The sequence below is a fragment of the Flavobacteriales bacterium genome (assembly GCA_025210805.1).
In the GTDB taxonomy this organism is placed as follows: domain Bacteria; phylum Bacteroidota; class Bacteroidia; order Flavobacteriales; family CAJXXR01; genus JAOAQX01.
Genome location: JAOAQX010000006.1, coordinates 119838 through 135166 on the forward strand (window position 1 = coordinate 119838; position 15329 = coordinate 135166).

At 34.6% G+C, this 15329-nt stretch carries 15 protein-coding genes; 9 read left to right on the forward strand and 6 right to left on the reverse strand.

Annotated elements, in window-relative coordinates:
* Positions 1-65: 65 nt before the first annotated feature.
* Genes N4A45_03375 through N4A45_03385 form a run of 3 tightly spaced genes read right to left on the reverse strand, consistent with a single transcriptional unit; the run spans position 66 to position 3336 of the window.
* Positions 66-1493 carry a CDC27 family protein gene (locus N4A45_03375; GenBank protein MCT4664259.1) on the reverse strand — a complete coding sequence of 476 codons (1428 nt, stop codon included), beginning with the start codon at positions 1491-1493 and terminating at the stop codon, positions 66-68.
* Positions 1480-2235, reverse strand: coding sequence for a C4-type zinc ribbon domain-containing protein (locus N4A45_03380; GenBank protein ID MCT4664260.1), 756 nt, complete (start codon positions 2233-2235; stop codon positions 1480-1482). The genes N4A45_03375 and N4A45_03380 overlap by 14 nt, the downstream gene beginning before the upstream one ends.
* Positions 2236-2241: 6 nt before the next feature.
* Entirely contained in the window at positions 2242-3336 is a 1095-nt protein-coding gene (locus N4A45_03385; GenBank protein ID MCT4664261.1) for a Nif3-like dinuclear metal center hexameric protein, read from the reverse strand.
* Between the two features lie 187 nt (positions 3337-3523).
* Here N4A45_03385 and N4A45_03390 point away from each other — a divergent pair, with 187 nt between their 5' ends.
* Together N4A45_03390 and N4A45_03395 are read left to right on the forward strand one after the other, a co-directional pair.
* Complete coding sequence (locus N4A45_03390) at positions 3524-4321, forward strand: sulfite exporter TauE/SafE family protein (protein MCT4664262.1); 798 nt, start codon at positions 3524-3526, stop codon at positions 4319-4321.
* 98 nt (positions 4322-4419) lie between these two features.
* Positions 4420-4719: a rhodanese-like domain-containing protein gene (locus N4A45_03395; GenBank protein MCT4664263.1), complete on the forward strand. Its 300-nt coding sequence runs from the start codon at positions 4420-4422 to the stop codon at positions 4717-4719.
* Between the two features lie 83 nt (positions 4720-4802).
* Here the strand turns inward: N4A45_03395 and N4A45_03400 are convergent, their stop codons facing one another.
* Positions 4803-5153: an aspartate 1-decarboxylase gene (locus tag N4A45_03400; GenBank protein MCT4664264.1), complete on the reverse strand. Its 351-nt coding sequence runs from the start codon at positions 5151-5153 to the stop codon at positions 4803-4805.
* Positions 5154-5157: 4 nt separating this feature from the next.
* The gene (gene panC / locus N4A45_03405) at positions 5158-6009 is read right to left on the reverse strand and encodes a pantoate--beta-alanine ligase (protein MCT4664265.1); all 852 of its coding nucleotides are present in this window, start codon (positions 6007-6009) and stop codon (positions 5158-5160) included.
* Positions 6010-6330: 321 nt separating this feature from the next.
* On the opposite strand from panC, the gene N4A45_03410 reads away from it, so the two are divergent.
* The 4 genes from N4A45_03410 (at position 6331) to N4A45_03425 (ending at position 9485) form a co-directional block, all read left to right on the forward strand.
* The gene (locus tag N4A45_03410; GenBank protein MCT4664266.1) at positions 6331-6831 is read left to right on the forward strand and encodes an IPExxxVDY family protein; all 501 of its coding nucleotides are present in this window, start codon (positions 6331-6333) and stop codon (positions 6829-6831) included.
* 6 nt (positions 6832-6837) lie between these two features.
* Positions 6838-8253, forward strand: a complete 1416-nt coding sequence (gene pyk / locus N4A45_03415; GenBank protein MCT4664267.1) for a pyruvate kinase — start codon at positions 6838-6840, stop codon at positions 8251-8253.
* A gap of 117 nt (positions 8254-8370) precedes the next feature.
* Entirely contained in the window at positions 8371-8910 is a 540-nt protein-coding gene (hemJ, locus tag N4A45_03420; GenBank protein MCT4664268.1) for a protoporphyrinogen oxidase HemJ, read from the forward strand.
* Positions 8907-9485, forward strand: a complete 579-nt coding sequence (locus tag N4A45_03425; protein MCT4664269.1) for a DUF3109 family protein — start codon at positions 8907-8909, stop codon at positions 9483-9485. Before hemJ ends, N4A45_03425 begins: the two co-directional genes overlap by 4 nt.
* Here N4A45_03425 and N4A45_03430 read toward each other — a convergent pair.
* The gene (locus N4A45_03430; protein MCT4664270.1) at positions 9464-10339 is read right to left on the reverse strand and encodes a hypothetical protein; all 876 of its coding nucleotides are present in this window, start codon (positions 10337-10339) and stop codon (positions 9464-9466) included. The two genes, N4A45_03425 and N4A45_03430, sit on opposite strands and share 22 nt — an antisense overlap.
* Positions 10340-10586: 247 nt before the next feature.
* Here N4A45_03430 and N4A45_03435 point away from each other — a divergent pair, with 247 nt between their 5' ends.
* From N4A45_03435 to N4A45_03445, 3 genes are all read left to right on the forward strand, one after another.
* Complete coding sequence (locus N4A45_03435) at positions 10587-12257, forward strand: DUF1800 domain-containing protein (protein MCT4664271.1); 1671 nt, start codon at positions 10587-10589, stop codon at positions 12255-12257.
* Positions 12258-12263: 6 nt separating this feature from the next.
* Positions 12264-13622, forward strand: coding sequence for a DUF1501 domain-containing protein (locus tag N4A45_03440; protein MCT4664272.1), 1359 nt, complete (start codon positions 12264-12266; stop codon positions 13620-13622).
* Between the two features lie 268 nt (positions 13623-13890).
* Complete coding sequence (locus tag N4A45_03445) at positions 13891-15273, forward strand: hypothetical protein (GenBank protein MCT4664273.1); 1383 nt, start codon at positions 13891-13893, stop codon at positions 15271-15273.
* The last annotated feature ends 56 nt before the right edge of the window (positions 15274-15329 follow it).

Sequence of the window (15329 nt, forward strand, 5' to 3'; positions counted from 1 at the left end):
CTTACAATTGATTTTTAGCAATGTGTCGATATAATCCCGAATGGTAAATTTACGCTAGAAATGTTCTATTTGGAATTTTCTATTTGCCATTTTAGGTATTTTGCACTTCCTTCAATATCTTTTTGATAAGAATAGTGGTTATAGTTTTCTAATTCTTCCAATAATTTCAAAGATTTTTTCGGCTCTTTTTTATACAAAGCTTGCGCTAAAATCAAGATTCCTTTGGGTTTATAATACCAATTCCTAGGATTATCGGGAAATTTTGATGCCCAATTTTTTAAGATTTTTTCGGCTGTTGCCAAATCATTTTTTTCGACGAATGACCTTAGGTAGTAATAGAATTGTCGCTCGTCTGTAATATCCATCTCCTCTGATGAGTATTCCAAAATAATTCGATTCGCATTTCCTTGATCAAACCAATTCCTAAGAATAATGGTTGTTTTATCCAAAGGGTAAGAAATTTCATTTCGAGCCCATCGGTCTTTTCCATTTTGATAAGGTCTTTTTGTTAAAGTTTTTTCTTTATAAAACGTTTGATTCTTGTCTTGATTCTCTACAATAGAAATTTGATAAAGCAGATAATATGCCATCGTTTTATTTGATGGAGACTCAGAAATTTCGATAAATTTTTGCAAATATTTTTTAGCCTCAGTATAATTTCCCAAAACAAAATAACTTTTCCCCATCAGTAAATGGCTTAGTTTCATGTTTTCGCATTTTTTTAAATACTCCAAAGCTTTCAAAGGTTTTCTATTACTCAAAAGAACCTGCCCTTTGAGTAAATGATATACGGGGTAATTCAATTTTTCGGTTATGGGAGGCAGTCCAAATTTATTTTTTGAATACAGGTGAAGCATTTCATATTCAAACTTTGTTTGTGCATCTATTTGTTGATGCTCATAAATATTTTTGAGTGCTTCTATCGCTTGTTTTTCATTAGGCTTAAAGCCAAATATTTTTAAAATACTTTGTAATGATTTTGGCAAAAAACTCAAAGTAAGATTAATATTATGGTATCCAAACTGGGAAGGAAGGTAATTAGGATACTGTTTTCTATTGGCTTCCATCTTTTTATAAGCTCTATACAAGGATTTGATAGAGGCAAAATCTTGGCTTTGTTCAGTATGAATAATTCCCAAAAAAGCATGATGCTCTGCTAGGGTTTGTCTATACAATGCTTGATGGTTAGAAAAAGGAGTATTTTCTAGTGTTTCAATGCGATTTTCAATTTTATTAATCTGTTTTTCAGATTTAGAAGATTCATTAAAAATCCACTGGATAAGCTCAAATTTATTGGTCCAATACACACTATCCAAAGTATGTTCAAATGGTCCTCTTGGTCTTTCTACTTTTTGAATTTTACCTGTATAATTTTGAGCATTAACGCTTTGAAAGCTAACAATAAATAATATTAAAATCATTAGAGAAAAAAAAAGAGGATACCATACATCCTCTTTTTTCCAAACATCAATATGTTTTTTATTTTTGATCATCAGAAATTGCCTCATCTATCAAAACACGTCCACAGTGCTCACATACAATAATTTTTTTGTGAGTAGCAATGTCTAGTTGACGCTGAGGGGGAATTTTACTATAACATCCTCCACAAGCATCACGCTCTACCTTTACAACTGCCATGCGATTTGTGAGATTATCTCTTAGTCTTTTATAAGCTTTAAGTAATCTGTCATCAATTACTTTTTCAGCTTTTGCAAGCTCTCTATTAAGCTTTTTCTCGTCTTTTTCTGTTTCTAAAACAATTGTCTCTAGTTCAGATTTCTTTTGTTTTAGATCCAATTCTCTTTCGCCAGCAGCTCCTTCAGAATTGGTAATGGTATCTTTAATACGATCAATAGAAGCTTTAAATTCTTTGATATGCTTTTCTGCTAGTTGAATCTCCAATTCTTGGAATTCAATTTCTTTACTAAGCGCTTCGTATTCACGGTTATTTCTAACGTTCTTCTGCTGGTTGGTATATTTTTCAATGGCAGATTTAGAAGTGTTTATCTTGTCTTGTCTGTCCATGATAGACATTTCAACATTACGAATCTCCGTCTTAAAATTCTCTACTCGTGTAGCAAGTCCTTCGATTTCGTCTTCAAGGTTACGAACTTCTTCTGGAAGTGCTCCTCTTAATATTCTAATTTCATCCAACTGCGAATCAATAGTTTGCAATTTATGAAGTGCTGCAAGCTTTTCTTCTACGGTATAGTTTGATTGTGATTTCTTTGCCATATTTTACTAAAAAAATGAGATCGGATTTGTATTTTGCTCAGATCTGTAAATGGCAAAAGTACAATTTTTTTCGCGAATAAATTCGTCTATTAATTCAATTGTTAAATGCTCACTTTCATAGTGTCCGATATCGGCAATCATTATTTGGTCTTCAGCATCAAAAAACTCATGGTATTTAAAGTCTCCTGTAACAAAAACATCTGCCTGTATCCCTTTGGCTTTCGCCAATAAAAAAGAGCCTGAACCTCCACAAAGTGCAATTTTCTGTACCTCTTGCTTAATGGGTTTAGTGTGTTTGATAGCCTCTACTCCAAAAGTGGTTTTAATATGATTAAAGAATGTTTGCCAAGGCATCGGTTCTGGCAACATTCCTACCATTCCACTCCCCACTTGAGTATGACTATTTTCTAAACTCAAGATATAATATGCAACTTCTTCGTAAGGATGTGTTTGCTTCAATGCTTGTACTAACGAATATTCTTGGTGTTTTTCAAAAATTACTTCAATCTTCACCTCATGCTCTTCGTGTCTTTCATCTATATTTCCCACAAAAGGTTTGGCTTGGTCTTTCGCCCGAAAAGTTCCTTGTCCTTGGGTATTAAAAGAGCATTGATCATAATTACCAATATTCCCTGCTCCTGCTTCAAAAAGGGCATTTTGAACCTCTTTTGCATGGGTTTTAGGCACAAAAACTTCCATTTTCTTGAGCAAAGACGATTTAGGAGCTAAAATTTGATAATTCTCTAGTCCTAGCTTTTGGGCAAACTTGGCATTTACTCCAGTCATCACAGCATCCAGATTGGTATGAATAGCATAAAGTGCAATATCATTTTTTATTGCTTTGAGAACCGTACGTTCTACATAGTTTTTACCGGTAAGACTTTTTAATCCTTTAAACACAATAGGATGATGAGAGACCACAAGATTGCAGCCTTTTTGAATAGCTTCTTCCACAACATCTTCTACACAGTCTAAAGAAATAATCACTCCTGTAATTTCTGCTTGAGGATTCCCAACAATCAAACGGGCATTGTCATAAGATTCTTGGTAGCTCGGTGGTGCCCATTGCTCCAGTAAATGGGTAAGTTCTTTTATTTTCATTCCTTTTGGGTTTTATTTGGAAAGATGATCAAAGGTAAAAAAAGAAAAGTGATCAAAATTTAAAACGACTATTCAAATTTTATTTTTAAAAAACTATCTTGCCATATTTTTCACTGTAAGATTGGTTACTGTATGGCTTGGATGCCCCTATTATCTTTGCCGCAAACTAAAGAAACATAAGAAAATGATGCAAATTTTGGTATGGATTGCAGCACTTGCCATAGGGCTGTCTCTAGGAATTATTGGTGGTGGAGGATCTATTCTCACGGTTCCAGTTATGACTTATATGATGGGAGTAGAGCCTACAATGGCTACAGGTTACTCTCTATTTGTTGTGGGTATTTCGGCACTTTTTGGTGCAATCGGAAAATACCGTCAAGGCTTAGTGGATGTAAAAACAGGGGTTATTTTTGCCATTCCTTCGTTTATTGCAGTGTACCTTACTCGTGCCTACCTAATTCCTCTTTTACCTGATACTTTTTTTAGTGTAGGTGATTTTGTCTTTACAAAAGATGTCTTCTTAATGGTGTTTTTTGCCGTTATTATGGTTTTAGCTGCCTTTTCGATGATAAAAGGACGTAAAGACGATGGTAAAAACGAGGACTCTGCTCCTACTTACAATTATCCTTTGATTTTAGTAGAAGGATTTGTGGTGGGTATCGTAACGGGAATCGTGGGTGCAGGTGGAGGATTTTTAATTATTCCTGCCTTAGTCCTATTGGCTAAACTTCCGATGAAAAAAGCTGTGGGAACTTCTTTGATGATTATTACTGCTAAATCTCTTTTTGGATTCATTGGGGAAGTGCAAACCAATGGAGATAAAATGGACTGGAATATGCTTCTGATTTTCTCTTCTATTGCCGTTGTAGGAATCCTTTTGGGTACTTATTTAAGCAAATTTATCTCTGCAGGAAATCTCAAAAAAGGTTTCGGATACTTTGTTCTTATCATGGCAGTGTATATTTTAGCTAAAGAACTACTTTAATTTAAACCAAATCATCCCTATCAAATCATAAAATGTTTTAAGGATCATTTAAAATTAAAATGATTGTTGGGTAAATTAACACAGAAACAACTCAGATTATGAATATCGAAAACTTAACAAAAGATCCATTTTGGAGTGCTTACCAAGCCGATGAAAATGCGGTACTTATTGATGTAAGAACGGCTCCTGAAATTGCAGAAAAAAACATTGAAGGGCATTTGGCAATCGACTTTTTTGCCTCAGATTTTCAAACCAAAATCAACGAACTTGATAAATCTAAAAATTACTATATGTATTGCCGCTCTGGAAACAGAAGTATGCAAGCTTGTTATATGATGAATCAAATGGGATTTACCGGTAAACTGATAAACCTAGCTGGTGGAATGCTTGCTTGGTAATGCTCATAAACACTCCAAAAAAGGCTGTTCGAAATCATTTCGAACAGCCTTTTTTTATGAGAATGATTGATCAAACACAGTGTTTAATCCAATAAGTTCGTTTCTTCGTTTGGAAAAACAATACTTGGGCTAAAGTTTTTAGCTTCTTCCATGCTCATTTGTCCGTAGGCAATAAGAATGAGTACGTCTCCTTTTTGTACCCTTCTGGCAGCAGCACCATTTAGGCATATTTCACCAGAATTTCTTTTCCCTGCGATGGCATAAGTCTCAAGTCGTTCTCCATTGTTTACATTTACAATCTGGATTTTTTCTCCTACTACTAAATTAGCAGCTTCGAGCAAGGCTTCATCTATGGTGATACTTCCAATATAGTTGAGGTCTGCATTGGTTACCTTTACTCTATGAATTTTTGATTTTACTACAGTAATTGTCATTTCCTTAGGGTTTCACTTTCATATTGTCTATCAATCGAACAGCGCCTACATAAACAGCAATACAGCAAATGATTTCTGCTGCCTGATTCCAATGGGTACAGTTTTCAAGTGTTTGGGCATCTATCGCTCTCAAATATTCTACACGTGTATTAGGGAGTTGATTAAGTACCGCAATTTTATCTTTCAATACCTGCTGTAAATCAGTAGTTTTATCTGTTTTTTGAATAGATTTCAAAGTTTGGGACAAATGTAAGGCTTCTTTTCGATGTTCTAAAGACAATCTTCTATTTCTTGAGCTCATTGCTAATCCATCTTCTTCTCTCACAATAGGACAACCCACAATACTCACTGGAATTTCTTCCTTTCTCACAAAATAACGTATAATCGCCAGCTGTTGATAGTCTTTTTCACCAAAATAGGCAATATGTGGTTTTACAATCAATAATAATTTCCTTACAACATCAACCATGCCATCAAAATGACCTGGTCTAAATTCTCCTTCTAAGCTTTGAGTAAGTACACCGTAATCTATTTTTTCTACCACAGGCTCTTCTGGATATACATCTAAAACAGCAGGTGCATAAATCACCAATTTATCTGCCAAATCTTTCAATAATTCTTGATCTTCGGCTAAAGTTCTTGGATACTTTTCTAGGTCAGATGGATCATCAAACTGTGTAGGATTTACAAAAATACTCACTACTACAATATCATTTTCCTCGTAGGCTCGGTGTACTAAAGAATAATGACCTTGGTGCAAAGCACCCATTGTAGGGACAAAACCTATAGACTTTGCTGCTTCCTTTTGTTTCGAAATAAAACTATTGAGTTCTTGTTTGGTATGAAAAACGATCATATACAAATTGTTTTAATAGACTGCGAATTTACTAAATAACGTGAGTTCGACATAATACCATTTATGGTGTAATTACTCATAGGTATAATACCGATACATTGCTAAAGATCAGTTATGAACACAGTGAAGTTAGTGAGTAATTGTAGCAAGTAGTCTATATAAGAGTTCAGCAACACTTCTGCCCTATCGCTTTGATTCTGATGAGTCGAGACAAATTTTTCTTTTATCACTTGTTTTTAATTTCATTTAGACCCAATATCCTTCCTAAAATATCAACGCAATTTTAACACTCACTTAAAACAATATCTCTACCTTTGTCTTATGAGTACTTTGGTTTTAGACTGGGAATTAAATTACGATTTTAAACTTCTGGCTATCAGAACTTCTGTAGAATCGAGCAAGCTATGTTATTTTATTAACAAAGTGCTTGAACTACAACTGGGAAGAATGGATGAAGATTTAGATTTCTATTTCAAAAAAAGGAAAAAAGAAGCCTTATTTCCTTCTTTTTCTTATCGGCAAACCGATGATTTTCCTACTTGGTATTTAATTCAAAACATTATTGAAAATGAATTATATGTGGAATATGATCAAGAAAACGAACCGCTTTTTAAGGATCTAAAAGATGATGTAGAGTCAGATTATCTATACCTTGTACCTGAACTTGATGGAGTGGCTTTCTTTTTACTTATTTACCCTCCATTTACAGGAATAAGAACCCAAGAAATTATCAATACACTAGATGAACTTCCCTTTATTGATGCCGTTTTTGAAAAAAGCCCAAATCAACTAAAGGATATCGAAAACCTATTAATACACTAAAAAACTATGAAAAAAACAAAAATTGTTGCCACAATAGGTCCGGCTTCTATGGAACTGGATACTTTAAGACAGATGATTAAAAAAGGAGTAAATGTTGCTCGAATCAATTTTTCTCATAGTTCGCACCAACAAGCTCGTGAAATAGGAAAACGTGTTCGTCAACTTAACGAAGAATTGAACACCAACGTGGCAATTCTTGCAGACCTTCAAGGTCCTAAAATCCGTTTAGGACTTATGGAAGAAGGGACAACGGTAAAGAAAGGTGATCAGCTTATTATTCAAACCGAAGAAATTACGGGGAACAACGAAAGACTCTTTATTAGTTATAAAGATTTTGCAAAAGATGTAAAAGTAGGGGATCGAATTTTAATGGATGATGGAAAAATCATTATGGAAGCTATCGCCACTAATAACATTAACGAAGTAACCGCAGAAGTAATTCACGGTGGACCTGTGAAATCTAAAAAAGGAGTGAATCTACCCAACACCAAACTTTCTACTCCTAGCCTCACACAAAAAGATTTAAAAGATCTTTATGTAGCCATGCAAGAAGAGTTTGAATGGATTGGGCTTTCATTTGTTCGTAATTCAGCGGATATCATTTCGCTCCAAAGCATCATTAGAAGTAATGACTCTACGGCACGAGTGGTTGCAAAAATAGAGAAACCCGAAGCGATAGACGATCTAGAAGAAATCGTGAAAATAAGTGGTGCAGTGATGATTGCTCGTGGTGATTTAGGTGTAGAGGTTCCTATGGAGCAAGTTCCTGCATTGCAGAAAAAAATCATCAGAATGGGAATGCGTTATTCTACCCCCGTGATTGTGGCAACACAAATGATGGAATCTATGATTGAGAATGCATCGCCTACAAGAGCAGAAGTAAATGATGTAGCAACAGCCGTGTATGATGGAACAGATGCGGTAATGCTTTCTGGAGAAACCTCAGTAGGGCGTTATCCACTAAAAGTAGTGGAAGCTATGGTAAAAATCATTGAAGAAGTAGAGGCTTCTGGAGAAGTGACAAAACATGAATTCCCTCCTGTAGATCAAAATAAAAGGTATATCTCAAACTCTATTTGTTATCAAGCTTGTAAATTGGCAGATCAAGTAGAAGCAAAATCCTTGGTTTGTATGACGCATTCAGGTTTTAACGCTTTTAAAATTTCGAGCCATAGACCCGTTGCCGAAATTTGTGTTTTCACCCACAACAAAAGCATCCTTAACACATTAAGTTTACTCTGGGGAACTAAAGGGTATTTTTATGATCACACAAAAGATACCGACTCTACCGTAAAAGACGTACATCAAATACTTAAAGATGAGGAAGTCATTAAAAATGGCGATTATATCATTAATGTAGCGAGTATGCCTGCTTTAGAAAAAGGTATGACGAATATGCTTAAATTGAGCGTGGTAGATTAATCTACTCATTATCAGTTGCCAAAAATAGTTTTCTGGCAATAATTCAAAAAAATATGAATATCAACAGGCTTTCACTTGTGTGGTATTCATATTTTTGTATGATCAAAAACTTTATTTCTGATGTTTTTATACCTTAAAGCACTACATATCATATTTGTTGTAACTTGGTTTGCAGGATTGTTTTATATCGTTCGGCTATTTATTTACCACCACGAAGCACGAGAAAAGTCTGAAACGGAACGAAATATTCTTTTTCCCCAATATCAATTGATGGAAAAAAGACTGTGGACCATTATTACTTGGCCGTCCATGATCCTTACCCTCATTCTGGGAACCAGCCTCTTGATTCTCATTCCTGGATATCTTAGTCAAGGTTGGATGCATTTTAAATTATTGTTCTTGATATTACTTGTATTTTACCACCTCTACTGTCATCATATCTACAAAAAATTACAACAAAACGACCTACAATGGAGCAGTACTTGGTTGAGGATTTTTAATGAAGTTGCCACATTATTGCTTTTCGCTATCGTATTCTTAGTTGTGCTAAAGAATAGCCTCAGCTGGATTTATGGCGTGGTGGGGATTTTTGCCCTAAGCGGGTTGTTGATGTTGGGGATTAAATGGTATAAAAAAATTAGAGCAAAAAAATCATGATTATACATCAGAACACTTTGGTTTCAGAAGAACTATTTGAGGAGGAATTTGTTTGTAATCTCTCGGCTTGCAAAGGTGCTTGCTGTATTGAAGGAGATGGTGGTGCTCCACTTACAAAAGAAGAGGCTCAAAAAATTGGAGATCATTGGGAACCCATAAAATCCTACCTTTCTGCTGATTTTACCCAAAAGGTAGAGCAACAAGGTTTTTCTGTAAAAGGATGGGACGGCGGACTAGAAACCCCATTAAATGAAGGAAAAGAATGCCTTTATGTGAGTTACCAAGAAGACGGAAGCTTGCGTTGTGCTATAGAGCAAGCAGAAGCTGATGGAAAAATTAACTTTCCAAAACCAGAATCTTGTGCGCTTTACCCCATTCGAATCGTTCCGCTCCCTACTTTTGAATCACTCCGTTATCACCGTTGGGAAATTTGTTCGGATGCCTGTAGCCTTGGTAAAGAACTTCAAGTTCCCATCTATAAATTTCTTAAAAAACCCTTAATCCAAAAATATGGAACCGAATGGTATGAAGGATTGGAGCTGATTGCCGAAAATTATTTGGGAAGTAAAACCTGATTATTTAAATGAAAATAGTTTAAAAAATCCTGTCTCTCATCTCGGCTAAAAACATAAACAGGCACATTCATCGGAATCGTCTTTCTTATTTCTCTTTTCAATTCTTGAGAAAGAGAATCATAAGGCATCTTGAATTTTTCTAATGCAAGCACCCGCCTTCTTTGATAATAGATCGACCAAATATTCAGTTTTTGTCGAAGAAATTGTTCATAGGAAGTTTGATCATTTACAAACCAACACAAAACCGTTTTGTTATTAAAGGAATCATTTGTTTTCCTTAAATATTCTGTAGCATTTTTTCCAAAGTGTTCTTTATTGATGATTATGGAATCTTGAATAAAAATTAAATTATCATAATCCCTCATTCCACATATTATGCTGTTAAAAAACCTAGAAAAAATAATAGGAACATTTTGTTGATTACTTAGTTTCTCCCTAAAAACAGAATCATTCAAGATTAATGACTGACAGAAAGTTTCACCCATTTTATAACTGCTATATCTCACTTGATCATTTTTATCTTTAAAAGCAAACAGATAAAGAGCGAAATCGGCCTTATACAAACGATACAATCTCTGTTGAACCGCTCGCATACTGGTCTTTTTATCAATCTCTACAATGACTTTTTCTTTTTGAAAATACGCGCTATCTTGCGCTATTTTTGAAAGAGAATCTGTTTCTCTTATAAAACCTAACCCCTTTAAAGAGTTCAGTAATCGGAAATCAGAATTAGCTCCAAGATACTTCGGTAAATCAATATTTGAATAATCAGTCGGCTCCTTTTTGCTTTCCTTATTTTCTTTGCATGAAAAATACAGCGTAGAAAATAACAGGATATATACTAGATGTTTCATATTTTAATTTCTTTATAAATCAATTAAAAATCTAACGTCAAAAGTCCATTAATAATATAAAACAAAAAATGAATACAAGCTCTTTTAATGAAACCCATCCTTTTGCCCCAACGAATCGTTAATATCACGATTAAAACGTTTTTGACATACATCAAATAAACAATCTATAAGAAAAGATACTTTTGAAAAGTGAAAAATCTGAACCTTCGTTCTTAGGGTTTGATTCAAAATTTTCAAATCATCTTATATGAAATTAGCGAAAAAAGATACCGTTAAGTTTTTAATGCAAAGTACTTGCGGATTCCCTCCTGAGTTGATAGATCAAGTTTCTGATATGGGTAAAGAAGCTTGGCTTGAGCAACAAATGTCTATGCCCATGAATGATTCTTGCGAGAAAAAAGTGGGAACTATTTGGGAGTATTTTAAAAGAAAACATATAAAAGCTTGGGGAAGAGATACCATAGTAGATAATGTTCAACTTCAAGTATATTGGCTATACTGGCGTATGGCATGGTGGGATACAAACTTAAAAACTGAAGAATATTTAAGACATCGTATTGCCATGGCATTATCCGAGATCTTGGTCATCTCTGATAAATCCGTTTTGGAATTGAATGCGTTTGGTTTATCCAATTACTATGATATGCTGTACGAGAATGCCTTTGGGAATTATGAAGATCTTCTGTATAAAGTTTCCTTGCACCCAAGTATGGGAATCTATTTATCTCACCTCAACAATCCTAAAGCAGATAAAGCTAAAAACATTCATCCAGATGAAAATTATGCAAGAGAAATCATGCAACTTTTTAGTATTGGATTATATGAACTAAATATCGATGGAAGTCGTAAAAAGAATGCACAAGGGAAACCTATTGCTACTTATGACAATAAAGACATTAAGGAGGTTGCACGTGTGTTTACAGGTTTAGGCCCTGCCGAGTATTGGTGGCCTTGGAAAGATTATTCTGGTACTGAGGTATATTGGGGAGTCAATGAAAACAAAGGTCCTACAAATATCAACATGAGTAAACCCATGAAAGCCTTTGAACAACATCATGATAGAGGGGCTAAAACGATCTTAAAGAAACATCCACTACCCGCGAATCAAGATACCCTTCAAGATATTAAGGAGACAGTGAATATTTTGGTAAATGAACAAAATACGGCTGTTTATATCTCAAAAAGGCTTATACAGTCACTCACAAGCTCAAATCCTTCAAAGGACTATATAAGTGCGATTTCCAAAACATTTATGGATAATGGAAATGGAGTGACAGGAGACTTAAAAGCAGTCATCAAAGCCATTCTTCTACACCCTGAAGCCGAAAAAGGTATTAAGATGAAAGAACCTATGTTTAGAGCAACGCAAATTCTAAGAGGCTTTAAGGCTCATAATGAATCTGATTTACTGTGGGCTACAGGTTTACTTATTGAAGAAAACTTTAACCAACACCCGCTCTCTGCTCCTAGTGTATTTAATTTCTTTTTGAGTGATTATGCACCTCATGGAGACATTGAAAAATCAGGTAAAGTGGCTCCTGAATTCCAGATGATGAACGCAGCTACTTCTATTGGTTATGTCAATGCCATGTATAATTTTTTCTTCGGAAAAAACTACCTTTTAGTTTCCACCCAAGCATCCAGCACAAGAATTGATGTTCCAGAATTGGACTACGAAAAAATCAATAAAAAAGATGAAGTAAAGCTGGATCTTAAAAAAGAAGAAGCACTCGCAAAAAAGAATCCATCTGAACTCATAGATCATTTAGACTTGATGTTGACTGGGGGAAATCTAAATCCTCAAACAAAAAAAGACATTCTGAAAGCTATTTCACCTTATACAAACCGCCCTGATTGGGTAGTAGAAACTGCTTTGTTTATGATAACTATCAGCCCTGATTTCACCATTATAAGTTAAAAAATTATGAAAAAACTAGATAGAAGAGAATTTTTAAGATTAAGTAGTTTGGCGGGTGCCGCTACTTTTCTAAGTCCTTATACCAGTTTAGCTTCAGACCTCGGTGTTTTAGGAGAAAATGAAGACTATAAAGCCTTGGTTTGTATTATGCTTAGTGGTGGAAATGATAGCTTTAATATGCTGGTTCCCATCAATGATAAAAGCTTTAAAAAATACAAAAAAAGCCGATCTAATTTAGCTTTAAAAGAGAACAGCTTACATAGGATTAACTTTACTGATCAGCATGCTCAAAGCTTTGGTTTACACCCTGCAATGAGTAGAACAAAAAGTTTATTTAACCAACAAAAACTTTCGTTTGTAGCCAATATTGGAACGCTAGTAAAACCTATTAGCAAACAAGAATATTTCAACAATTCAGTTCATTTGCCTCTTGGATTGATGTCTCATGCAGATCAACTAAGACATTGGCTTACCTCGGTTCCTAATGAAAGATTGAATTATGGAATTGGTGGTAGAATTGCTGATATGGTTCAGAAATACAATAAGAACCATGAAATACCTATGAATATTTCATTATCTGGCTCTAACTATTTCCAACAAGGGCTAGAAGCCACAGAATATGCCATTACTCAAAATGGAAGTGTGGGACTCAATATCAACGAGAAAAGGAATATTCTAGATAAGACTCTTTACGAAAGCTTTAACAATATGCTCGATAGGCAATATTCAGATAGCTTTAAGCAAACCTATATGGATATTCTAAAAGACGCACAAGGAAATCATGACGATTTTAAAAAAGCCACAAAGGATACCAAGATCAGTACTCCATTTTCAGATTCTCAATTATCCCAAGAACTCAAAATGGTTGCCAAAACTATGGCAAGTGCAAAAAAATTGGGAATGAAAAGGCAAACATTTTATGTGCTTTACCACGGATGGGATCATCATGATGAATTATTGAATTCTCAAGAAAAAATGCTTTCAGTTTTAGACAATGCTCTATATGAATTCTATGAAGCTTTGGATGAAAAAGGTCTCTCTAAAAATGCCATCACATTTACGGCATCAGATTTTGGAAGATCTCTTACTTCCAATGGAAACGGAACAGATCATGCATGGGGAGGAAATTCAATAATTATGGGAGACGCTATCAAAGGTGGACAAGTCTTTGGAGATTACCCATCTTTACATTTAGGAAGTTCTTTAGATGTAGGTGGTGGTGTTTTGATTCCCACATTAAGTACAGATCAACTCTATGAAAAACTTCTTGAGTGGTATGATATTTCCAATGCTAACCTAGGCAAAATACTCCCTAATCTTGCAAACTTTAAAAAGAGTGAAAATCAACTAGATTTTCTGAAGTAATTAATAACCAACCTTACCTCTACTAACTCGACTGTTTTTAACAAGGTGATGTCCTATCACCTTGTTTAAAAACTTCCCAAAAAAAACATTTGAAGATTCTTCCAAAAGAATTCTACACCCTTTAAAAACTGATTTAAGTAACCGTTTTTCTGCAAGATGTTCCTCAAAAAAAAATCTTTTAGGCTCCTCAAAACTTTTATTCTCGTTTCAAATGCATTCTATTTTCTATTCTTTCCTTCGCTTTAGCAATTGGACAAAAATCATTTTATTGTTCTTTTTCTTTTTACAACCATCACATCTATTTGCCCATGTAAAATGGTTCTCAAGTTTTGATTTTCTAGAAAAATCAAAATCTATACAAGAAATAACCGATTTCACTTTTTGGATTCTGAGTGCCTTTAGCATTCTTGTTATTCTGTTATTTTTACTACTCGATAGAAAAATACAAGAATCTAGGTGGCATATTAAATTAGATAAATGGCTAGACCAAAGCAAAAAATATGGACATTACACCATCACCATTGCCACCTTTGTGGTTCTTTTTATGGCTTGGGCAAATGATACTGTTCTCACACCAGAACTCAAAGCACCTTCACAATGGGTAATCTGGTTTCAATTTTTTCTATCACTCTTAGTCATTATTCCTACTACTACAAGAATTTCTGGAGTGTTACTAATTGCCTTATATTCTTATGCCGTCTTCCAATTTGGGTTTTTCTATATGCTAGATTATGTTCACTTTGTGGGAATTGGAATTTACTTGGCTACCCGAAAATCTCAAAACACCAAATTACGTAATATAGCCATTCCATCGCTCTATATTTCTTTAGGTTTTTCCTTGATATGGTTGGCTTTAGAAAAGCTATTCTTCCCCACATGGTCTAGTCAGTTATTAGAACAATACCCTGTTTTGGCTCTTGGATTCTCTCATGACTTCTTTATCAAAGGTGCAGCTTTTGTTGAGCTAGGTTTAGGTTTTGTGATGCTTTTAGGCATCGTACCTAGATTTCTTGCTGTACTTATTAGTTTGGTTTTTATCCTAACTTCATTGTCATTTGGTAAAATTGAAATTATCGGACATACTTCCCTCCATGCCATGCTTATCCTTTTTATACTAACAGGTACTCAAGGGGCTTATCCTCGACTCATCAAAACACATTGGAACAAAATGAAGAAAATTGCTATAGCAGGATTGTCTTATTTGATTCTGATAACCAGTTTTCTTTTTATCTATAAAACCGTTGCAGACAAACAATATCATTGGGCTTTAAACAAAGCCAAGATGAATACTTCTGCCTCTGCACATTGTTCAAAGATGGTAGATGTTTCACACTCTAAAAACATCCCTACTATTTCCTTAATGGAAGTCTTGAAAGAGCCTATGGATATGGGCTACAATCTTCATGTAATTATGAAAAATTGGAAATTCACACCCGAAAAAGTTGGGGAAACCTACCAAGCAAATCAAGGGCACATTCATGTATATATTGACGGCAAGAAAGCCGGTAGAATGTATTCAGACTGGTTTTATCTTGGAAAACTTTCCAAAGGTGTTCACAAAATTGCTATAACAATAAATGGTGATGATCATACTGCCATTACCCTCAACAATAAAATGATAGGTGAAGAGAAAAAAATACTTGTAGAATAGTCAGAACAAAAAAAATCCGAACCAACTAAAAATAAGTTGATTCGGATAAAAAGTAA

Bases quoted from the DNA above. Each gene is read 5' to 3' on its own strand.
- N4A45_03375 (MCT4664259.1), bottom strand. From the start codon at position 1,493: ATGATCAAAAATAAAAAACATATTGATGTTTGGAAAAAAGAGGATGTA.
- N4A45_03380 (MCT4664260.1), bottom strand. From the start codon at position 2,235: ATGGCAAAGAAATCACAATCAAACTATACCGTAGAAGAAAAGCTTGCA.
- N4A45_03385 (MCT4664261.1), bottom strand. From the start codon at position 3,336: ATGAAAATAAAAGAACTTACCCATTTACTGGAGCAATGGGCACCACCG.
- N4A45_03390 (MCT4664262.1), top strand. From the start codon at position 3,524: ATGCAAATTTTGGTATGGATTGCAGCACTTGCCATAGGGCTGTCTCTA.
- N4A45_03395 (MCT4664263.1), top strand. From the start codon at position 4,420: ATGAATATCGAAAACTTAACAAAAGATCCATTTTGGAGTGCTTACCAA.
- N4A45_03400 (MCT4664264.1), bottom strand. From the start codon at position 5,153: ATGACAATTACTGTAGTAAAATCAAAAATTCATAGAGTAAAGGTAACC.
- panC (MCT4664265.1), bottom strand. From the start codon at position 6,009: ATGATCGTTTTTCATACCAAACAAGAACTCAATAGTTTTATTTCGAAA.
- N4A45_03410 (MCT4664266.1), top strand. From the start codon at position 6,331: ATGAGTACTTTGGTTTTAGACTGGGAATTAAATTACGATTTTAAACTT.
- pyk (MCT4664267.1), top strand. From the start codon at position 6,838: ATGAAAAAAACAAAAATTGTTGCCACAATAGGTCCGGCTTCTATGGAA.
- N4A45_03425 (MCT4664269.1), top strand. From the start codon at position 8,907: ATGATTATACATCAGAACACTTTGGTTTCAGAAGAACTATTTGAGGAG.
- N4A45_03430 (MCT4664270.1), bottom strand. From the start codon at position 10,339: ATGAAACATCTAGTATATATCCTGTTATTTTCTACGCTGTATTTTTCA.
- N4A45_03435 (MCT4664271.1), top strand. From the start codon at position 10,587: ATGAAATTAGCGAAAAAAGATACCGTTAAGTTTTTAATGCAAAGTACT.
- N4A45_03440 (MCT4664272.1), top strand. From the start codon at position 12,264: ATGAAAAAACTAGATAGAAGAGAATTTTTAAGATTAAGTAGTTTGGCG.